At 66.8% G+C, this 20,371-nt stretch carries 20 protein-coding genes; 13 read left to right on the top strand and 7 right to left on the bottom strand.

The features are described 5' to 3' along the window. Positions 1 to 19 precede the first annotated feature (19 nt). Positions 20 to 1,321: a GGDEF domain-containing phosphodiesterase gene (locus tag WG901_RS05395; protein ID WP_339585979.1), complete on the top strand. Its 1,302-nt coding sequence runs from the start codon at positions 20 to 22 to the stop codon at positions 1,319 to 1,321. Positions 1,322 to 1,368: 47 nt separating this feature from the next. Continuing rightward, positions 1,369 to 2,856 (top strand): hypothetical protein, encoded by a 1,488-nt coding sequence (locus WG901_RS05390; RefSeq protein ID WP_339585978.1) that lies wholly within the window; start codon positions 1,369 to 1,371, stop codon positions 2,854 to 2,856. An 83-nt stretch (positions 2,857 to 2,939) separates the two neighbouring features. Here the strand turns inward: WG901_RS05390 and mfd are convergent, their stop codons facing one another. Then, positions 2,940 to 6,416 (bottom strand): transcription-repair coupling factor, encoded by a 3,477-nt coding sequence (gene mfd / locus WG901_RS05385; protein ID WP_339585977.1) that lies wholly within the window; start codon positions 6,414 to 6,416, stop codon positions 2,940 to 2,942. Positions 6,417 to 6,526: 110 nt separating this feature from the next. Between mfd and WG901_RS05380 the strand changes: the two genes are divergently transcribed. Further along, positions 6,527 to 6,832, top strand: coding sequence for a Dabb family protein (locus WG901_RS05380; RefSeq protein ID WP_339585976.1), 306 nt, complete (start codon positions 6,527 to 6,529; stop codon positions 6,830 to 6,832). Positions 6,833 to 6,836: 4 nt separating this feature from the next. Here WG901_RS05380 and WG901_RS05375 read toward each other — a convergent pair whose 3' ends face one another. Beyond that, on the bottom strand, positions 6,837 to 7,112 hold the full coding sequence (locus tag WG901_RS05375) for an FAD assembly factor SdhE (protein WP_339585975.1): 276 nt from the start codon (positions 7,110 to 7,112) through the stop codon (positions 6,837 to 6,839). A 54-nt stretch (positions 7,113 to 7,166) separates the two neighbouring features. Here WG901_RS05375 and recG point away from each other — a divergent pair, with 54 nt between their 5' ends. Both recG and WG901_RS05365 read left to right on the top strand, forming a co-directional pair. Continuing rightward, a complete protein-coding gene (recG, locus tag WG901_RS05370; protein WP_339585974.1) occupies positions 7,167 to 9,224 on the top strand; it encodes an ATP-dependent DNA helicase RecG in 2,058 nt (685 codons plus the stop codon). Between the two features lie 67 nt (positions 9,225 to 9,291). After that, positions 9,292 to 9,729, top strand: coding sequence for a hypothetical protein (locus WG901_RS05365; RefSeq protein WP_339585973.1), 438 nt, complete (start codon positions 9,292 to 9,294; stop codon positions 9,727 to 9,729). An 8-nt stretch (positions 9,730 to 9,737) separates the two neighbouring features. Here the strand turns inward: WG901_RS05365 and WG901_RS05360 are convergent, their stop codons facing one another. The 4 genes from WG901_RS05360 to WG901_RS05345 form a co-directional block, all read right to left on the bottom strand. Continuing rightward, a complete protein-coding gene (locus WG901_RS05360; protein ID WP_339585972.1) occupies positions 9,738 to 10,391 on the bottom strand; it encodes a phosphotransferase-like protein in 654 nt (217 codons plus the stop codon). Further along, positions 10,388 to 11,362, bottom strand: coding sequence for a DUF7065 domain-containing protein (locus WG901_RS05355; RefSeq protein ID WP_339585971.1), 975 nt, complete (start codon positions 11,360 to 11,362; stop codon positions 10,388 to 10,390). Before WG901_RS05355 ends, WG901_RS05360 begins: the two co-directional genes overlap by 4 nt. Before the next feature lie 82 nt (positions 11,363 to 11,444). Further along, positions 11,445 to 12,743 (bottom strand): ammonium transporter, encoded by a 1,299-nt coding sequence (locus WG901_RS05350; protein ID WP_339585970.1) that lies wholly within the window; start codon positions 12,741 to 12,743, stop codon positions 11,445 to 11,447. A 264-nt stretch (positions 12,744 to 13,007) separates the two neighbouring features. Next, a complete protein-coding gene (locus WG901_RS05345) occupies positions 13,008 to 14,027 on the bottom strand; it encodes a 2-hydroxyacid dehydrogenase (RefSeq protein ID WP_339585969.1) in 1,020 nt (339 codons plus the stop codon). 110 nt (positions 14,028 to 14,137) lie between these two features. Here WG901_RS05345 and WG901_RS05340 point away from each other — a divergent pair, with 110 nt between their 5' ends. Next, the gene (locus WG901_RS05340) at positions 14,138 to 14,614 is read left to right on the top strand and encodes an SH3 domain-containing protein (RefSeq protein WP_339585968.1); all 477 of its coding nucleotides are present in this window, start codon (positions 14,138 to 14,140) and stop codon (positions 14,612 to 14,614) included. 103 nt (positions 14,615 to 14,717) lie between these two features. Here the strand turns inward: WG901_RS05340 and WG901_RS05335 are convergent, their stop codons facing one another. Further along, on the bottom strand, positions 14,718 to 15,911 hold the full coding sequence (locus WG901_RS05335) for a thiolase family protein (protein WP_339585967.1): 1,194 nt from the start codon (positions 15,909 to 15,911) through the stop codon (positions 14,718 to 14,720). Positions 15,912 to 16,150: 239 nt separating this feature from the next. Between WG901_RS05335 and WG901_RS05330 the strand changes: the two genes are divergently transcribed. From WG901_RS05330 to WG901_RS05300, 7 genes are read left to right on the top strand one after another with little or no spacing between them, the layout of a single operon-like run. Beyond that, complete coding sequence (locus WG901_RS05330; RefSeq protein WP_264443594.1) at positions 16,151 to 16,525, top strand: NADH-quinone oxidoreductase subunit A; 375 nt, start codon at positions 16,151 to 16,153, stop codon at positions 16,523 to 16,525. Continuing rightward, positions 16,522 to 17,085 carry a NuoB/complex I 20 kDa subunit family protein gene (locus WG901_RS05325; RefSeq protein ID WP_339585966.1) on the top strand — a complete coding sequence of 188 codons (564 nt, stop codon included), beginning with the start codon at positions 16,522 to 16,524 and terminating at the stop codon, positions 17,083 to 17,085. The genes WG901_RS05330 and WG901_RS05325 overlap by 4 nt, the downstream gene beginning before the upstream one ends. 10 nt (positions 17,086 to 17,095) lie before the next feature. Then, the gene (locus tag WG901_RS05320) at positions 17,096 to 17,947 is read left to right on the top strand and encodes an NADH-quinone oxidoreductase subunit C (RefSeq protein ID WP_339585965.1); all 852 of its coding nucleotides are present in this window, start codon (positions 17,096 to 17,098) and stop codon (positions 17,945 to 17,947) included. 2 nt (positions 17,948 to 17,949) lie between these two features. After that, positions 17,950 to 19,161 carry an NADH-quinone oxidoreductase subunit D gene (locus WG901_RS05315; RefSeq protein ID WP_339585964.1) on the top strand — a complete coding sequence of 404 codons (1,212 nt, stop codon included), beginning with the start codon at positions 17,950 to 17,952 and terminating at the stop codon, positions 19,159 to 19,161. Next, positions 19,158 to 19,508 (top strand): nuclear transport factor 2 family protein, encoded by a 351-nt coding sequence (locus WG901_RS05310; RefSeq protein WP_339585963.1) that lies wholly within the window; start codon positions 19,158 to 19,160, stop codon positions 19,506 to 19,508. Before WG901_RS05315 ends, WG901_RS05310 begins: the two co-directional genes overlap by 4 nt. After that, positions 19,505 to 19,708: a hypothetical protein gene (locus WG901_RS05305; RefSeq protein WP_339585962.1), complete on the top strand. Its 204-nt coding sequence runs from the start codon at positions 19,505 to 19,507 to the stop codon at positions 19,706 to 19,708. Before WG901_RS05310 ends, WG901_RS05305 begins: the two co-directional genes overlap by 4 nt. Beyond that, positions 19,701 to 20,369, top strand: coding sequence for a complex I 24 kDa subunit family protein (locus WG901_RS05300; RefSeq protein WP_339585961.1), 669 nt, complete (start codon positions 19,701 to 19,703; stop codon positions 20,367 to 20,369). Before WG901_RS05305 ends, WG901_RS05300 begins: the two co-directional genes overlap by 8 nt. The last annotated feature ends 2 nt before the right edge of the window (positions 20,370 to 20,371 follow it).

Genomic DNA, 20,371 nt, shown 5'->3' with positions numbered 1-20,371 from the left:
TTCCGGCTAGTGTCATCCGATGAATGAGCCGAGTTCCCTCGATCGCGACGCGCCGCGTGATGCCGTGACCGGGCTTCCGGCAATCGATACGGTCCGCGGGCGGATCGAAGACTGGCTGACCCAGGCGGCCGCGCGGGGCGAGGCGGCGCGCGTCCATACGCTGCTGTTGGGGCTGCGCCGGTTCGACGCGGTCAACCTAGCCTACGGCGCCAGCGCAGGCGATGCGGCCCTGGCCGAGGTGGGCGGGCGCATCTGCCGTTTCGCCGAGAACGAGCTCGACGGCCCTTGGCTGGTCGCGCGCGGCAGCGGCGGCAATTTCCTGCTGGCGGCGAACGAGGCCTGCAGCCGCGAGCGCTGGCAGCTCTTCGCCGAGCAGCTCGCCGACCTGGTTTCGCAGTCGATCCCTGCGGCTGCGGGCGCACTGCGGCTCTCGCCGCGGCTCGCGCTGCTGCGCGCGCTGGCCGACGACACCGTCGAATCGCTGCTCGACCGGCTCGGCCACACGCTCGGCAGTCGGCGGCTCCAAGGCGGGCGCATCGCCTGGGCCGACGGCGAATCGGTGCTGCCGGGCCGCACCGCCGCGCAGCTCGAGGCCGATCTGCTCGTGGCCATCGATCGCGACGAGATCGAGATCCTCTTCCAGCCGCAGTTCGACGCCGACGACCTGCTGACCGGGGCCGAGGCGCTTGCGCGCTGGCGACATCCGTTGCTCGGCCGCATCGGTGCCGCGGCGCTGTTCGGCGTCGCCGAGCGCAGCGATCACGTCGCGCCGCTGTCGCGTCATATCGCCAGGCGTGCGCTCGCGGCGGCGAAGGACTGGCCGCCGGGCCTGCGGCTCTCGCTCAATGTCACCCCCGCCGATCTCGCGGCGATCTCCTATGCCGATACCCTGCTGGGGATCGTACACGAGAGCGGCTTTCCGCCCGACCGGCTGACGCTCGAAGTGACCGAGCAGGTGCTGCTCAGCGACATCCACGCCGCAGCGAAGACTTTGGGCCGCATCTCGGCCGAAGGCATACGCGTCGCGCTCGACGACTTCGGCGCGGGCTTCTGCAACTTCCGCTATCTCAAACTGCTGCCGCTCGACTATCTCAAGCTCGACCGCTCGATGGTCGATGGGATCGAGGACGATCCGCGCGATCTCGCCGTGCTGCGCGCGATCGTCGCCATGGCCCGCGCGCTTTCGCTCAAGGTCATCGCCGAGGGCATCGAGGACGAGGCCCAGCGCGACCTGATCGTCCGCGAGGGCTGCGATTTCTATCAGGGCTTCCTGCGCGCCGCGCCGATGAGCCTGGACGAGTTCTGTCAGCTCGCGGGCTGATAAACCTGGAAAATCGCATCTTAACTCGGCCCGAATACAGCTGTGCCATGATTCGTGCACAAACCGTCCGCGCATGGGCCTTCGCATTTCTCGTGGTGGCACTGTTTGCCGCGATGACTTTGGCGCTGATCTGCCGCGGTCCGTGGTACGATGAATTTTACACGCATTACGTCACGCGCCCTGGGCCTGGCTTCTTCGCGCTCTGGCCGGTCTGGATGCGCGACAATCACCCTCCGCTCTTCTATTTCCTGGCTTGGGCTACGAACTTTCTGGGCGACCCGTTCGTTCTGAGGCGCATATTGAACCTGGGCATCGCTCTGGTCGGCGGTGGCGCTCTATTCGTTCTCTGCCGCGTCAGACCGGCGCTGCGACCGCTTGCGGTCCCCTATGTCATCGCTCTCGCCGGCTATCTGCCGATGATCGGTCGGGTCAGCGAGTTGCGATCCAATTTCCTCGCCTATGTCGCCGCGGCAATCGCGGTGGCGGCGCTGTCCGAACTGGCGCGGCCAGGACAATCGCCCCGATCGCGCGGGGCGCTCGCATTCCTGGGTGTCGCGCTCGCAGTTTCGTTTTCGGTGCATCTGGCCGCGACCATGATTGTCGGCGCGGTAAGCGCGGCGTTCGGTTTGCGCATGTTGATGACGCGGGACTGGCGCGGCGCCAAGGAACTGGCGGCGGTGGGCGCTATCGCGTCTGCGCCGTTCTTAGTAACGACGGCGCTGCAATACGGCACGATAGCCCGTAACACGCAGAATTTCTGGATACAGTCGAGTGCCGGTGAAGCGCGTTGGACGATCAGGCTCGAAATCATTGCCAACCTCACCGCAAATTGGCCTCTGACTGCGGTTGCAAGCTGCGGACTGGCGATGCTCGGATGGCAAACGGTCAAGGAGCGCCGACTGTCCGATTTCGCCTGGTTGACAGCTACGCTCGGTGTTGGCGTCGTTCTCGCGGTAATTGTCTTGATCATCGCGCATCTACAACGCCCGTTCGTCATCGACCGCTATCTCGTCAGCCTCCATCCGCCGATCGCGATGATCCTGGCGATCGGCGTAGCGACAGTGACCAAACGCGTCTCTGCGTCGATCGCGACACTGATCGATGGCGTGATGATCATCGGCTCGCTGTTCGCGATCTACGCCAGTTTGCAGCAGACTCTGAAATCGCCGAGTTGGAATGGAACTGCGGTGAAGATTGCCCAGATTACCGGCCGCTGCCCGGGCGTGATTGTGCATGTCGATGAATACTGGAACAAAAACACGCAGCTGTTGCCCCCGGTCGAAAATCGCGCGGTCTTTCCTTACGCTTATCGATGGGTCGCGCGCGCCCACGGCTTCGAACTCGCGCCTGCATCGTCGCGGGCAATAGCCGAAAAGTGCCCGACGGTGATCTGGGCCGAACACGCTTTCAATCAGCGACCCGACGCTGAACATGTCAGCGCGCGCCTTCGACAGCAGGGCTTTACCAAGACAGACGGTCGACTGGAGCGGATCGGAGACGGTTGGATCTACGTGATCCCGCCGCCATCTCCGTAGATGCGGGAAACCCTGGCCATGCTTCACCGGGATCCCGGCGTAGACCGATAGCGGTCCCCGCTTTCGCGGGAAGCACGAATGCTTCAGCCCGCGGCCTTCCTCGCGATCTGCGCCAGGCCCTTGGTCAACTGTGCCAGCCCATGCAGCCGCGACTTGGGATCGCCCCATACGCGCGTGATCACCAGCTTGCTGTCGGGGCGCAGCTTGACCGTACCTTCGAGCCGCGCGGCATAGGCGATCAGCCCGGCGGGATCGGGGAACTGGTCGTTGTGGAACGAGACCAGCGAGCCCTTCGCACCGACGTCGATCTTGGCGATGTGCGCCTCGATCGCCTGGCGCTTGATCTCGATCAGCTTGACCAGATTCGCCGTGGCCGAAGGCAGCGGGCCGAAGCGGTCGATCATCTCGGCCGAGAGGCTTTCGATCTCCTGCTGGTCCTCGGCATCGTTGAGGCGGCGGTAGAGCGCCATGCGGACGGCGAGGTCGGGCACGTAATCCTCAGGGATCATGATCGGCGCGTCGACGGTGATCTGCGGGCTCAGCGCCTGGCGTTCGCGCTCGAGTCCCATGTCGCCGGCCTTGGCCGCGAGGATCGCGTCCTCGAGCATCGACTGGTAGAGCTCAAAGCCGACCTCGCGGATATGGCCCGACTGCTCGTCGCCGAGCAGGTTGCCCGCGCCGCGGATGTCGAGATCGTGGCTGGCGAGCTGGAAACCGGCGCCCAGAGAATCGAGATCTCCGAGCACTTTCAAGCGCTTCTCGGCGACTTCTGACAAGGCCTTGTCGGCCGGTGTGGTCAGGTAGGCATAGGCGCGCAGCTTGGCCCGGCCGACGCGGCCGCGCAGCTGGTAGAGCTGGGCCAGGCCGAAGCGGTCGGCGCGGTGGATGATGATCGTGTTGGCGCTGGGAATGTCGATCCCGCTCTCGACGATCGTGGTCGAGAGCAGCACGTCGTACTTGCCCTCGTAGAAGGCGCTCATCCGCTCCTCGACCTCGCCGGCGCCCATCTGGCCGTGGGCCGAGATGTACTTCACCTCGGGCACGGCCTTGTGCAGCCAGTCCTCGATCTCGGCCATGTCGGTGATCCGCGGCACGACGATGAAGCTCTGGCCGCCGCGGTGATGCTCGCGAAGCAAGGCTTCGCGCATCACCATCTCGTCCCATTCCATCACGTAGGTGCGCACCGCCAGACGGTCGACCGGCGGGGTCTGGATGGTCGAGAGCTCGCGCAGGCCGCTCATCGCCATCTGCAGGGTGCGCGGGATCGGCGTCGCGGTCAGCGTCAGGACGTGGACGTCGTTGCGCAGCTGCTTGAGCTTTTCCTTGTGGTTGACCCCGAAGCGCTGCTCCTCGTCGACGATGACGAGACCCAGGTCCTTGAACGAGACGGTCTTCGACAGCAGCGCATGGGTGCCGACGACGACGTCGATCGTGCCCGCGGTGAGTCCCGCGCGCGTTTCCTTGGCCTCCTTCTCCGGCACGAGGCGCGAGAGGCGGCCGACTTCGAGCGGGAAGCCGGCGAAGCGCTCCGAGAAGCCCTTGTAGTGCTGGCGGGCGAGCAGGGTGGTCGGCGCGACGACCGCGACCTGCTGGCCGGCCATGGCCGCGACGAAAGCCGCGCGTAGCGCGACCTCGGTCTTGCCGAAGCCGACGTCGCCGCAGACCAGCCGGTCCATCGGCCGGCCCGCGGCGAGATCGCCGAGAACGTCGGCGATCGCGTGTTCCTGATCGTCGGTTTCTTCCCAGGGGAAGCGATCGACGAACTGGTCGTAGCTGGCCTGGTCGGGCAGCAGTGCGGGCGCCTGGCGCAGCGCGCGCTTGGCTGCGGTCTTGAGCAGCTCGTGCGCGATCTCGCGGATGCGCTCCTTGAGCCGCGCCTTGCGCCGTTGCCAGGCCTCGCCGCCCAGCTTGTCGAGCGCCGCGCCTTCTTCGCCGCTGCCGTAGCGCGAGAGGACGTCGATGTTCTCGACCGGGATGTAGAGCTTGTCGCCGCCGGCATAGGTCAGCATCACGCAGTCGTGCGGGCTCTTGCCAACCGGGATCGACTGCAGGCCTTCGTACTTGCCGATGCCGTGGTCCATGTGGACGACGAGATCGCCCGGCGTGAGCGCCGAGAGTTCGGCCAGGAAGGCGTCGGCATCCTTCTTGCGCTTCTTGCGGCGGACCAGGCGGTCGCCCAGGATGTCCTGCTCGGTGACGAGGTCGATCTCGTCGTTGGCGAAGCCGGTTTCGAGCGGCAGGACCAGCGCGACGGGACGGCCCCTGGCGGCCAGGCCCAGTGCTTCCTGCCACGAATCGGCGAGCGCCGGTTCGACCTTGCCGGCCTCGCCGATGATCGACGCGATGCGCGCGCGGCTGCCAACAGAATAGGCTGCGATCAAAGATTTGCGGCCGGACTTTGTTACGGTCTGGAGGTGTTTGGCGGCGGCTTCGTAGACGTTGTCCCCACGCGCCCGCTCAGGTGCGAAGTCGCGGCCACTGGTAAAGCCGAAGTCGACCGCCTTGGCGCTTGCGGGCTGGGCAAAGATGTCGGCCTTGTGCACGGGCCAGCCGGCGAGCTGGCCGTCGATCTCTTCGCGCGTCAGGTAGAGCGCATCGGGCTTGAGCGGGCGGTAGGAGCCCGGTGCCTTGCCGCTCGTGTCGGTGCGCGCGGTGAAGTAGTCGGCAATGTCGGTCAGGCGTTCGTCGGCCGCGCCTTGGGCCGAGGCGTCGATGACGATGAGGTCGTCGGCCGCGAGGTGGTCGAACAGGGTGACCAGCCGGTCCTCGAACAGCGGTAGCCAGTGCTCCATGCCCGCGAGGCGGCGGCCGTCGCTGACCGCCTGGTAGAGCGGGTCGGCTGTGGCATTGGCGCCGAACAGCTCGCGGTAGCGGCCGCGGAAGCGCTTGACGCTGTCCTCGTCGAGCAGCGCCTCGCTGGCAGGCAGCAGCAAGTGCTCCTCTACCGTGCCGGTCGAACGCTGGGTGTTGGGATCGAACAGGCGCAGCGTCTCGAGCTCGTCGCCGAAGAAATCGAGCCGGAGGCCTTGTTCGAGTCCCGAGGGGAAGATGTCGAAGATCGAGCCGCGCACGGCATATTCGCCGGCGTCGACGACGGTGTCGGTGCGCGAATAGCCCTGGCGCTGGAGCAGCGCGATCAGGCTCTCGCGGCCGATCTCCATGCCCGGCTTGAGCAGGCGGACCGATTCGCGGATGCGGAACGGCGTGACGACGCGCTGGAGCAGCGCGTTGATCGTCGTGACAAGGAGCTGCGGGCCTTTGGGCTTGCCCTGGAGCCGGTGCAGCGCGGCGAGGCGGCGTGCCGAAACCGAGAGCGCGGGGCTCGATCGGTCGTAGGGCAGACAGTCCCAGGCGGGAAACTCGACGACGTCGAGCTCCGGCGCGAAGAAGCCCGCCGCGTCGGCGACGGCGCGCATCGCGGCATCGTCGGGTGCGACGAAGACGGCACGCCCTTTTGCCGCCCGCGCGAGGTCGGCCATGACGAGCGGTTGTGCGCCGCGCGCCACCGAGGCGAGCGTGAGCGGGGTCTTGGCGGAGAGGATCTGGGAGAAATCGGGCATGGCAGCGGAAGGGCCCTAGCCGTGTATTTGTTCCGTTCCAAGTCCGGCCGTCTTGCTGGTCTCGCAGGGGGCATCTATCCCGGCGCGAATTCGCTCACGAAAGGGACGACATGATCACGCACGCGGTGTTCTTCCGGCTGAAAAACCCCGATTCGATCGAGGACCGCGACACCCTGATCGCGGGCGTGCGCGGATTGGCTGCGATCGAGACCGTGCGTTCGCTCGTGGTGGGCGTGCCCGCGCCGACGGGCGATCGCGAAGTGGTCGACACGTCCTATGGCGTGTCGGAGATTCTCACCTTCGACAGCGTTGAGGACGAGGGTATCTATCAGGTGCATCCGCTGCACCAGAAGTTCATCGCCGAGCACGAGCACCTGTGGAGCAAGGTGACCGTTTACGACGTCACGCATTCGTGACGCTTCAGCGCGGGATGTCGACGTAGTCGAGCTGCTGCATCCGCGCCATCAGCGCGCCGACATAGCGTTCGGGCACGGGCTCGGTGCCCAGGGCCCAGGCGAGCAGGTCGTGGTCTTCCTCGTCGAGCAGCGCCTCGAACCAGGCGATCTCGGCCTCGTTCCATTCGGTGTGGAAGCGGTCGAAGAAGCAGCCGATCATATAGTCGGCCTCGCGCGTGCCGCGGTGCCAGGCGCGGAACTTGATGCGCCCGAGGCGCGCGGCGTGGCGGTCAGAGGTCATGGCGCGCCGGTAGGGGAACTTGGCCGTCCGGACAAGCGCCGCTAAGGGTCGCCGATGCGTCCCGACCGGCTCAATCCCCTCTTCGCCGAAACCGCCGGCCTCAAAGGCGTCGGCCCGCAGATGGCCAAGCCGCTCGACAAGCTCGGGCTGCTGCGCGTCAAGGACCTGGCCTATCATCTGCCCGACCGCTTCGTGCAGCGGCGCGTGGTGGCGAACCTCGACGAGGCGACGGTCGGCGAGAACATCGTCATCGCGCTGACGCCCAACGACTACCGCAGCTCGGCCGGGCGTGGGCCCTTCCGCGTGCTCGCCGCCGATGCCGCGGGTAACGTCGTCTCGCTGACCTTCTTCGGGCGCAATGGTGGTTGGGCCAAGAAGCAGCTGCCGCTCGGCGAGACGCGCTGGATCGCCGGCCGGCTCGACCAGTATGGGCAGATGCTGCAGATCGTGCATCCCGATCACGTCTCCGAGGAGACCGCCGGGCTCGGCCAGATCTGCGAGCCGATCTATCCGCTGTCCGAGGGGCTCACGCAAGGCCGGCTCGGCGCGCTGGTTCAGCAGGGGCTCGCGGCGCTGACCGACCTGCCCGAATGGATCGAGCCGAACCTGCTCGAGCGCGAGAAATGGCCCGCCTGGCGCGATGCGCTGCTCGCGGCGCACGAGGACGAGAACAAGCCGGCGCGCGAGCGGCTCGCCTATGACGAACTGCTGGCCAATTCGCTGGCGCTGATGCTGGTGAAGAACGCCAATCGTGCGCAAAGGGGCACGCCGCTGCAGGGCGATGGCCGCCTGCGTGCCAAGCTGTCGCTGCCCTTCGGGCTGACCGGCGCGCAGAAGCGTTCGATCGCCGAGGTCGAGGGCGATCTCGCCCAGGCAGCGCCGATGCTGCGGCTGCTCCAGGGCGATGTCGGCTCGGGCAAGACCGTGGTCGCGCTCGAATCGATGCTGATCGCGGTCGAGGCGGGGGCCCAGGCTGCGCTGCTCGCGCCGACCGAAATCCTCGCGCGCCAGCACCACGCGACCTTGAGCAAGATGCTCTCTGGCACGGGCGTCGAGATTGCGCTGCTGACCGGGCGCGACAAGGGCAAGGCGCGCGAGTCGATCCTGATGGGGCTGATGGACGGCTCGATCGATATCGTCGTGGGCACGCACGCGATCTTCCAGGACGCCGTAAGCTACAAGCACCTCGCCATGGTGGTGATCGACGAGCAGCACCGTTTCGGTGTCGGCCAGCGCCTGATGCTGACTCAAAAGGGCAAGCGCACACCGCACTGCCTGGCGATGACCGCCACGCCGATCCCGCGCACGCTGACCCTGGCGCAGTACGGCGAGATGGAGGTGTCGAAGCTCGACGAGATGCCGCCCGGCCGTCAGGCGATCGACACGCGCGTCGTCGCGATCGAACGGATGGGCGACGTCGTCGAAGCGGTGTCGCGGCATCTCGCGGGCGGCGGCCAGGCCTATTGGGTCTGCCCGATGGTGCGCGAGAGCGAGACCGACGATCTCGCTGCCGCCGAGGCGCGCTATGCCGAACTGCGCGACCATTTCGGCGAGCAGGACGTCGTCCTCGTCCACGGCCAGCTCAGGCCCGAGGTCAAGGACGCGGCGATGGAACGCTTCGCGCGTGGCGAGGCGAAGCTTTTGGTGGCGACGACGGTGATCGAGGTCGGCGTCGACGTGCCCAATTCGAACCTCATGGTGATCGAGCAGGCCGAGCGTTTCGGCCTCGCGCAGCTCCACCAGCTGCGCGGCCGCGTTGGTCGCGGCACCGAGAAGTCGACGTGCCTGCTGCTGCGCGGCGGGGGGCTATCGGAGACCGCGCGCGAGCGTCTGTCCTTGATGCGCGAGACGCAGGACGGCTTCCGCCTGGCCGAGGAAGATCTGCGCCTGCGCGGCGGCGGCGAACTGCTGGGCACCAAGCAGTCGGGCGATACGCCGTTCCGCGTGGCGACGCTCGAGCAGATCCAGCGCCTGCTTCCCGTGGCGCACGATGATGCGCGGCTGCTGATCGAGCGCGACGGCGGCCTGACCGGCGAGCGCGGCGAGGCGGCGCGGGTGCTGCTCTACCTGTTCGAGCGCGACTGGGGCGTGCAACTGCTGCGCGGCGGCTAGGCGGCGGGCTTGCGCTCGCCAGGCCGGGGGCGCAGGTTCGGGGCGTTCGCAATCGGGGGAGGGCGCAATGACGGGTTCGGCCAAATTACCAGTCTGGTTCTGGATCGTGACGATCGTGCTGGTGCTGTGGGAAGCGATGGGCTGCGTGGCCTGCGTTATGCAGATCAGGCTCGGTGCCGAGGCCATGGGGTCGGTCGACGAGTGGTCGCGCAATTACTACGCGGCGCTGCCGGTCTGGTACAACTGGGTCTACGCCGTCGCGACCTTCGGCGGCCTGCTCGGCGGCCTGGCCCTGCTGCTGCGCAAGCGGCTGGCGGCGACGCTGTTCTGGATATCGCTCGTCGCGGTCGTCGTCATGTTCGGCTATGCCTTCACGGCGACCGACCTGATCGCCCACAAGGGCGTGGGAGAGGTGCTCCCGTTCCCGCTGTTCATCGCCGGGGTCGGCGTGTTCTCGATCTGGTTCACGAACCTGGCGGCGAAGCGGGGCTGGCTGACGGCCTGATTCTGAAGTCAGGCCAGCCGCGCCAGCGCATCGCCCGGCGGACCGTTCTCGACACGATCGAGGATCGCCCTCGCCACTTCGGCCGGTGACAGCGCGCCCGTGTCGAGCACCATGTCGAAGCAGTCGTGGCGGAATATCTCGCGCGCGACGAAGGCCGAGGCGCGGCGCGTACCCTCGTTGTTGCGCGCGGCCTGTTCCGGTCCGAGCACCTTCTCGACCTCGGCGATGCGGCCCGCGATCCGTGTGCCGAGAATGTCCTGCGGCGGCTTGAGCGCGACGAACAGGCTCGGCAGGTCGCGGAAATGCGCGACCAGATTGGGCAGGATCGGCGGATCGGTCGTGGCGACGTGATCGAGGATCACGCGCTCGCCGTTCTCCACCGCGGCGCGCACCATGCGATGGTAGGTGTCGATCAACCGGCCGCCCTGACGGCCGAAGTCCATATGCGCCGGGCCCTCGGGATCGGCCGGATCGTCGGGCGCCATGTGCAGGCTCTCGCCGCTGCGCGCGCCGCCATCGACGAACTTGCGCGGCACGAGTGTGCCCAGCATCGTGTCGACGCCGAAGTGAAGCCAGAGGTCGTCGGCCTGCGCGACGAATTCCTTGCAGGTCGTCGTCTTGCCGCTGCCCGTCGTACCGGTGACGATGACGAGTTTCGTCACCGTTTCGCCCAGGCCTCGGGCCCGGCGCGGTGCCAGAGGCGATAGTCCTGGAGGCCGTAGTATTCCTGGTCTTCGCCCACCGCTCCCGTGTGGCCATCGTAGTCCCAGGCATATTGCTGCCACCACATGCCGCGGTCGGGGAACAGGACCACCTCGGCATGGCAGACCGAACGGCCCATGGCGTGAAGCTTGCGCCCGAGCTGGTCCGTGGCGATCACCTCGACCGCTGTCACGCGCGGCCCTTCGCGTTCGAGCACGCGTCGCGTGCCTTGGGCCAGCGACGAGACCACGCCGTCGCGCATCAGATAGCCGCCGACCGAGACCGTATCGCGGCTCTGGTTGGCGTCGACCGCCATCATGTGAAAGCCGGTCTGCGCGTCGGCGGTCGACCACAGGTAGCCGCCAGGCGTGCACTTCTCGAGGTTGCGGCGGCCGTGCGAACCGTCGCGGATCGAGAAGGTGTCGACCGCATAGGTCTCGCCTTCGAGCACGACTTTGCCTTTGATCCGTCCGGGCTGCTCGAAATGGAGCTTGTAGGCGCCGTCGAAGCCGTGGTCCTCGCGGCTGCCGATCGCGTGCGGTTCGGCGACGGCCTCGAACACGAGATCGAGCGTGAAGCCGTTGGCATCGTATAGCAGCTGATAGCGCTTCAGCGGTTCGAGCATCCGGATGCCGAACGAGAAGTCGGTCATGAAATCGTACTTGTCGTAGTCGATCCCAAACCGTCCCTGGGGCAGCGGCCGCATCGCCTGCCAGTCGAAGAAGGGGAAGTCCCAGGCGTGCGGCGTGCTCGCGTCCCACATCGCCGGGCCAGCCAGCATGCAGTTCATGTTGGGGCGGAAGTGGTTGTAGAAGAAGCCGTTGATCTTGCGCTCGGGGATCGCCCACGAGAACCACGAGCTTTCGCTCCAGTAGAGATCGTCGTCCTTCTTGAGGTTGAAGTGGTCGGCCACTTCGCTGGTCAGCGCCATCGTTCCTCTCCCAGGGTTAGCCACCGCGTCGCATGACGGTGCGCGCGGTGGCAAGCCTGGGAGTCTGGAACGCTGGGCGCGATCAGTCGAATTCGTAGGCGCGCTCGCCGTGGCTGGTGATGTCGAGGCCTTCGTATTCCTCTTCGTCGGTCACGCGCATCGGCAGGACGATCGAGACCATGACCGCGAGGATCGCCGAGACGATCGCGGACCACAGTGCGACAACGCCGACGCCGGCGAGCTGGGCGACGAGTTGGCTGCCCATCGACATGCCCTCGGCATAGCCGACGCCGCCGAAATCCTGCGAGATGAACACCGCCAGCAGGATCGACCCGACGATGCCGCCGACGCCATGGACCGCGAAGACGTCGAGCGAATCGTCGATCTTGAGCTTGTGCTTGATGACCTGGATCATCGGATAGCAGACGCAGCTAGCGACGATGCCGAAGACGATCGCGGCACCGGGGGAGATATAGCCCGCGGCCGGGGTCACCGTGGCGAGGCCGGCAATTGCGCCGGTGGCGAAGCCGACCGTGGTGGGCTTGCCGACGCTGACGCGCTCGATGGCGAGCCAGGCGAGGGCCGCGGTGCAGGCCGCAGCGTGGGTGGCGATGATCGCGCTGGCAGCACCTTCACCAGCGGTCAGCGCCGAGCCGCCGTTGAAACCGAACCAGCCGACCCAGAGCAGGCCGGCGCCGGCCATCGTGAGTGCGGGGCTGTGCGGCAGCATCAAGGTTTTGGGGAAGCCCTGGCGCTTGCCGAGCAGCAGAGCAGCGATCAATGCCGAGACGCCGGCCGTGGTGTGGACGACAATGCCGCCGGCAAAATCGAGTGTGCCCAGGCCCGAAGCCAGCCAGCCGCCGCCCCAGATCCAGTGCGCCGCCGGCGCATAGACCACGAGGCTCCACAGTGCGCAGAAACCGACGACCCAGCCGAAGCGCGCGCGATCGACCCAGGCGCCCGCCATCAGCGCGGGGGTGATCGCGGCAAAGCAGAGCTGGAACATCGCGAAGGTGCTCTCGGGGATCGTCGTGTTCGCGCGAACCTGGCCGAGATCGATCAGCATCCAGGCATTGCCCGAGCCGAGCCAGCCATTGGTCACTTCGCCGAAGGCGAGGGTATAGCCGACGACGATCCACAGCAGCGATGCGATCGCGGCGATCGCGCCACACTGGATCAGCACGGCGAGGAAGTTCTTGGCGCGCACCAGCCCGCCGTAGAAGAGGCCTAGGCCAGGCAGGGTCATCAGCAGGACGAGCGCGGACGAGGTGAGAATCCAGGCGGTGTCGCCGCTATCGGGCGTCGCCACGTCCTGGGCGAGCGCCAGGGTGGGCGTGGTAGCCGCCAAGGCAGCGACCGACAGCGCGAAGTGTTTCCGCATTTCAAGCAACCCCCTGCTTCGCGGCTCCTGCGTCGTAACCGGAACCGCGTATCCTCCGAGGGGGCGTCTAGAACATTATCGCGTTAACAAACAAGGCGCAGCGGCGGGGCTTTCAACAATCCGATCCTCCCCATCGGGGGAGGGGGACCGCCCGTGCAGCGGGTGGTGGAGGGGGGGAAGCACAGGCGCGTTCGCGTTCGGCTGCACGCCCTCCGTCAGTCCTGCGGGCTGCCACCTCCCCGGTGGAGGAGTATCTGTCCGATTTTACGCCCAGCCCTCGAGCACCTGATCGGGCGGACGGTGGCCGTCGATCCAGAAGCGGATGTTGGCGATCAGGCGCAGGCCCGCGGCGCCGCGGCCCTCGACCGTGGCGCTGCCGAGGTGCGGCATCAGCACGACGTTGGGCAGGGCGAGCAACCGCGGATCGACCGTGGGCTCGCGCGCGTAGACGTCGAGGCCAGCGCCGGCGATGCGGCCGTTCTGGAGCGCCTCTATCAGCGCTTCCTCGTCGATGATGTCGCCGCGCGCGGTGTTGATCACGCAGGCGCTGGACTTCATCAGGGCTATGCGCTTGGCGTCGAGCAGGTGGTGCGCGTCGGTGCTGGCCGGGCAGTGCAGAGTCAGGATGTCCGCATCGGCGATCAGCCGGTCGAGATCGGGCTCATAGCGCGCGCCGAGCATGTTCTCGATCGCCGGCGGCAGGCGGTGGCGGTTGTGGTAGACCACCTCGAGCCCGAAGCCGCGCGCACGGTGGGCTACGGCCTGGCCGATGCGTCCCATGCCGATGATGGCCAGGCGCTTGCCGCCCAGGCTTGAGCCGAGGAAGTTCGAGGGCCCCCAGCCGGTCCACTTGCCGTCGAGCAGCATCCGCGATCCCTCGGGAAAACGGCGCGGCACGCTGATGATCAGCGCCATGGCCATGTCGGCCGTATCGTCGGTGAAGACCGACGGGGTGTTGGTGACGACGATCCGGCGCGCGCGGGCGGCGGCGAGATCGATGTGATCGACTCCCGCGCCGAAATTGGCGAACAGGCCCAGGCGATCGCCGGCCTCGGCAATCATCGCGCCGTCGATCCGGTCGGTGACCGTGGGCACGAGGACGTCGCATTCGCGCATGGCGGCGACCAGCGCGTCGCGGCTCATGGGCACGTCGTCGAAGTTGTGTGTGACGTCGAACAGTTCGTCCATGCGCGCCTCGGTCTCGGGCAGGAGGCGGCGCGTGACGATGACGCGTGGCCTGCCGGCGACGCGTTGGGCGAGCGGTGTTTCGGTGACGACGGTCATGGTGTTCGCGCAATGTGCCGGACTGGCTGGCGAGGTCAAGCGCGGTGGCTGTTCTCGGGGATCAGGAGTGCCCTTGAAGCGTTGTGTCTGCCGGGTCTAAGGGGCGTCCTATGTCTTCGATCTTCCGGTCCTTCGCTGCCCTGGCACTCCTTTCCGTTGCGACTCCGGCGCTGGCCGCCGATGACGAGGAGGTGCCCTACTGGGCCTCGCTGCGCGCGAGCGAGGTGAACCTGCGCGTCGGCCCGGCCGAGACCTATCGCATCGCCTGGGTCTATCACCGTCCCGGCCTGCCGATGAAGGTGCTGCGGCGCATGGAGGGCTGGCGGCTGGTCCAGGATCCCGACGGCGCGCGCGGCTGGATGCTCGCGCGCTTCCTCAAGCGCGATCGCGGTGCGATCGTGAAGGGCAAGGGCATGGCCGAAATGCGCGAGAAGGCGGCGAGCGACGCCAAGCTGCTGTGGCAGGTCGAACCCGGCGTCAGCGGCCGGCTCGGCGATTGCGAGGAGGGCTGGTGCCGGCTCGAGGTCGATACCGGTCATGCGGGCTTCGTACAGCAGGAGCGGCTTTGGGGTACGGGCGAGCCGTAAGTTAAGCGAAGGCGTCGTCCCGGACTTGATCCGGGATCGCTAGCCGTTCGAACTCCGTGGCCAGTGATCCCCGCTTTCGCGGGGACGACGCTACTAAATCAAATCAAACCAGCTCGACCGCCACCGCGGTGGCTTCGCCGCCGCCGATGCACAGCGTCGCGACGCCGCGCTTGAGGCCCTTGTGCTTGAGTGCGCCGATCAGGGTGGTGATGATGCGCGTGCCCGAGGCACCGATCGGGTGGCCGAGCGCTGTGGCGCCGCCGTGCACGTTGATCTTCTCGTGCGGGATGCCGAGGTCGTGCATCGCGAACATGGCGACGCAGGCGAAGGCTTCGTTGATCTCGAACAGATCGACGTCCGAGAGTTGCCAGCCGGCCTGTTCCAGAACCTTCGGGATCGCCTTGATCGGCGTGGTCGGGAAACGCTGCGGCTCGTGCGCGTGGGCCGAGACCGCGACGACCTTGGCCACCGGCGTCAGGCCTTTGGCCTTGGCGACGCTCTCGCGCGTCAGGACCACGGCGGCGGCGCCGTCCGAGATCGAGCTCGAGGTCGCGGCGGTGATCGTGCCGTCCTTGGCGAAGGCGGGCTTCAGGGTCGGGATCTTCTCGGGCTTGCCCTTGCCGGGCTGCTCGTCGGTGTCGACCACGACGTCGCCGCCGCGGGTCTTGACCGTCACGGGGACGATCTCGCTGGCGAAGGCGCCGGTCGAGATGGCTTCCTGAGCGCGACGCAGCGACTCGATCGAATAGGCGTCCTGGGCCTCGCGGGTCAGCTGGTACTCGTCGGCGACGGCCTGGGCATAGGAGCCCATCGAGCCGCCCTCGTAGGCGTCTTCGAGACCGTCGAGGAACATGTGGTCATAGGCGGTGTCGTGACCGGCGCGCGCGCCGCCGCGGTGCTTCTTGAGCAGGTAGGGCGCGTTGGTCATCGATTCCATGCCGCCGGCGACGAGCAGGTCGATCGTGCCCGAGGCGAGGGCTTCGGCACCCATGATCACCGTCTGCATGCCCGAGCCGCAGACCTTGTTGACCGTGCTCGCCTCGACCGAGAGCGGCAGGCCGGCCTTGAGCGCGACCTGGCGGGCGGGCGACTGGCCGAGGCCCGCGGGCAGCACGCAGCCCATGTAGATCCGCTCGACGTCGGCGCCGTCGACACCGGCGCGCTCGATCGCCGCCTTGACCGCGGTGGCGCCGAGGTCGGTCGCCGAGACGTCGGCGAAGGCACCCGCCAGGCCGCCCATGGGCGTACGCGCGTAGGACAGGACGACGATCGGATCTGAGGCGGAAATCTGGGCCATGGCGGCGTTCTCTCTCTTAGGGGCCTAATCGAATGGCGTTGGACAATTCTGCCCGGTCGCATAATGTTGCACTGCGGTAATGGCAATCCGTCGCTTGGGCGGAAAGCGTCATCTTCGCATATGCCTATTAAGTTTCAGATTGCAACTTGAGAGCCGTTCGCAGCAAGCATCCTACCCTTGCGCCTCGCCGAGCGGGGGACTAGGGCGCGCTTCATTCAACTCCTTAACCGAGTCAGAACGTGGTCGATCTATCCCAATATCTGCCGATCCTGATCTTCCTGATCATCGCGCTGGGGCTGTCTTCGGCCTTTGTCTTCCTGCCGATGGGCGTCGCCCGTCTGACTGGCGCGCATAACCCGAACGCCGAGAAGCTGAGCGAGTACGAGTGCGGTTTCCCCGCTTTCGAAGACCCGCGCAGCCAGTTCGACGTGCGCTTCTACCTCGTCGCGATCCTGTTCATCATCTTCGATCTCGAAGCGGCGTTTCTGTTCCCCTGGGCCGTGTCGCTCGACATGACCGGCTGGCCCGGCTGGATCACCATGATGGTCTTCCTGGGCGAACTGGCCATCGGTCTCGCCTATGCATGGAAGAAGGGAGCTCTGGACTGGGAATGAGCACGCTCGTCGACACTGCGGGTAATCCGCTTAGCGTTTCGGGCGGGCAGGCGATTACGCCGCCCGACCAGTCGTTCTTCAACGGTCTCAACCAGGAAGTTTCCGACAAGGGCTTCCTGATCACCACCACCGAGGAGCTGTTCCAGTGGGCCCGCACGGGCTCGCTGTGGTGGATGACCTTCGGCCTCGCCTGCTGCGCGGTCGAGATGATCCACGTCAACATGCCGCGCTACGACATGGAGCGCTTCGGTGCCGCGCCGCGCGCTTCTCCGCGCCAGTCGGACGTCATGATCGTCGCCGGTACGCTGTGCAACAAGATGGCCCCGGCGCTGCGCAAGGTCTACGACCAGATGTCGGACCCCAAGTACGTCATCTCGATGGGCTCCTGCGCCAACGGCGGCGGCTATTACCACTACAGCTACAGCGTCGTGCGCGGCTGCGATCGGATCGTGCCCGTGGACATCTATGTCCCCGGCTGTCCGCCGACCGCCGAGGCGCTGCTCTATGGGGTGATGCAGCTGCAGCGGAAGATCCGCCGCGTCGGCACGGTAGAGCGGTGAGGGCAGGGCAATGACGGTACTGCATTCCGCTCCCAAGATCGCGTCGAACGAAGGCGTGCTCGAGGCTCTGACCCAGGCGCTCGGCGACAAGCTCGTCGCGGGCCGTGAGGAATATGGCGAGATCGTCCTGACGATCGCGCGCGACCGCATCGAGGACGCGCTGCGTCTGCTGCGCGACGAGCACGAATACCAGCAGCTGATGGAAATCGCCGGGGTCGACTATCCGTCGCGATCCGAGCGCTTCGAAGTCGTCTACATGCTGCTGTCGGTGACCAAGAACCACCGCCTGCTGGTCAAGGTCAACGCCGCAGAGAGCACCCCGGTGCCGACCGTCACGACCCTGTGGCCGGTCGCGGGCTGGCTCGAACGCGAGGTCTTCGACCTCTACGGCGTGATCTTCTCGGGCAATACCGACCTGCGCCGTATCCTTACCGACTACGGTTTCGAGGGGCATCCGTTCCGCAAGGACTTCCCGCTGACCGGCTATGTCGAGCTGCGCTACTCCGAAGAGGACAAGCGCGTCGTCTACGAACCGGTCCAGCTTGCGCAGGACCTGCGCTCGTTCGATTTCATGAGCCCGTGGGAAGGGGCCGACTACGTGCTGCCCGGCGACGAGAAGGCGCCTGCCGCACCGGCTCCGGCCGCACCGCCGCCCGCGGCGCCCAAGGTCGAAACGCCCAAGACCACCGACAAGCCGGCCGACACCGGCGCCGGGGTCAAGGCCAACGAAGCGGCTGCCGACAAGCAGAGCGCCGGCGCGCCCGCCGCCAAGGATGCCGGCAAGGCCCCCGAAGCGCCCGCGCCGACCGAGTCCAAACCCGCCCGCAAGCCGCGCGCGAAGAAGACGCCCGAGGGTTCCTGATCATGAGCGTCCAGCTTGAAACCTCGCCGACCACCGGCGACGAGGTCATCTCGAACTACACGATCAACTTCGGTCCGCAGCACCCGGCCGCGCACGGCGTGCTGCGCCTGGTGCTCGAGCTCGACGGCGAGATCATCGAACGCGTCGATCCGCACGTCGGCCTGCTGCACCGCGGCACCGAGAAGCTGATCGAGCACAAGACCTATCTCCAGGCGCTGCCCTACTTCGACCGGCTCGACTACTGCTCGCCGCTGGCGATGGAGCACTCCTACGTGCTCGCCATCGAGAAGCTGCTGAACCTCGAGGTGCCGTTGCGCGCGCAATACCTGCGCGTGCTGTTCGCCGAGCTGACGCGCATCTGCAACCACATGCTCAACCTGGGCTCGCACGTCATGGACGTCGGCGCGATGACGCCGAACCTGTGGCTGTTCGAGATCCGCGAGGACTGCCTGAACTTCTTCGAGCGCGCCTCGGGCGCGCGCATGCACTCGGCCTGGTTCCGCCCGGGCGGGGTTCACCAGGACGTGCCGCTCAAGCTGCTGACCGACATCGCCGACTGGCTCGACACGCGCCTGCCCGAGCTGTTCGAGGACGCGATGAGCCTCGTCGTCGACAACCGCATCTTCAAGCAGCGCAATGTCGACATCGCCATCGTCTCGAAGGAAGACGCGCTCAAGTGGGGCTTCTCGGGCCCGATGATCCGCGGTTCGGGCATCGCCTGGGACCTGCGCAAGAGCCAGCCCTACGACGTCTACGACCGTATGGACTTCGCGATCCCGGTCGGTACGCGCGGCGACTGCTACGACCGGTTCATGGTCCGTGTCGAGGAAGTGCGCCAGTCGGCCAAGATCATGAAGCAGTGCCTGGCCGAAATGCCCAACGGTGAGATCGCCTCGACCGACCGCAAGGTCGTCCCGCCCAAACGCGGCGAGATGAAGCAGTCGATGGAAGCGCTGATCCACCACTTCAAGCTCTACACCGAAGGCTTCCACGTCCCGGCGGGCGAGGTCTACGTCGCGACCGAGAGCCCCAAGGGCGAGTTCGGCGTCTACCTCGTCGCCGACGGCACCAACAAGCCCTACCGCTGCAAGATCCGCCCGACGGCGTTCTCGCACCTCCAAGCCATGGAATTCATGAGCAAGGGTCACATGCTGCCCGACGTCACCGCCATCATCGGCGCTATCGACGTGGTGTTCGGGGAGTGCGACCGTTGAGCAACCTGGCTAAGGCAGAGGCGATGATCGCCGCCTACAACGCGCAGGATGTGGACACCTACGTGTCCTACATGACCGATGACGCCTGCGAAGCCACCTACCGCGGTGCTGTCGTGCGCGAGGGCAAGGAAGGCACGCGCTCGGGCCTGGCCAAGGCCTTCGCCGTCTGGCCCGAAAACAAAGCGGAAATCCGCGAGAAACAGGAAATCGGCAACTACGTCCTGTTCCGCGAATATGTGACCCGCGGCCCGTCGACCGACGGTTCGCCGCCGGTCGAGCCGTTCGAAGTCGTCGCCATCTATACGTTCGAGGGTGACAAGTGCGCCCGCGTGGAGTTCGTCCGTTGAAGCCAATTTCCCTCCTGGATTCCCTGCGCGTCTGGGCTGCCGTAACCGGCGTCCTGCTCGTGCTCGGCTATTTCGGCGCGCTTTGGGGCGGGGCCGAGCCCAGCCAGACGCTGCCGATGCTGGCCGCGGCGATCTGCGGCTTCGAGCTGTTCCTCTATGCCCAGGATCTCTGGCTGAAGCGGGGTCGCCGTCATGGCTGATCGTCATCTCGAACCCGATACCCCCGAACTGCGCGCACGCTGGGGCGCCTGGACCTGGAACGCGGACAACGCCGCCAAGGTGCCCGGCATCATTGCGCGCTATCCCGAAGGGCGCCAGCGCTCGGCCGTGATGCCGCTGCTCGATCTCGCCCAGCGCCAGATCGGCGCCGAGACGCAGACGCAGGGCTGGCTGCCGATCCCGGTGATGGAGTTCATCGCCAGGGAACTCGACATGCCGGTGATCCGCGTGGTCGAGGTCGCCTCGTTCTACACGATGTACAACCTCGTGCCCGTCGGCCGCTTCCACGTTCAGGTCTGCGGTACGACGCCGTGCATGCTGCGCGGTTCGGACGACCTGCTGACCGCCTGCAAGGCGCGCGGCATGAGCAAGGGCCACAACAGCGCCGACGGCCTGTGGACGCTTACCGAGGTCGAATGCATGGGCAACTGCGCTTCGGCGCCGATGGTCCAGATCAACGACGACAACTACGAGGACCTCACGGCCGAGCGCCTGAACTTCGTGCTCGACGAGTTGGCCGCGGGCCGCGAGCCCAAGGCGGGAACGCAGGAGCCCGGCCGTCACACGGTCGAGCCGGTTGGCGCGCTGTCGACGCTCAAGCAGATGGTCTCCGAAAATCACGATTACCGAGGGGAGTGGTAAAC

Origin of the sequence: Novosphingobium anseongense, from assembly GCF_037482895.1 — a bacterium.
GTDB classification, from domain to species: Bacteria; Pseudomonadota; Alphaproteobacteria; order Sphingomonadales; family Sphingomonadaceae; genus Novosphingobium; species Novosphingobium anseongense.
The sequence above is the reverse complement of the archived record's forward strand: the minus strand, read 5'-3'. Positions and strand labels throughout refer to the sequence as shown.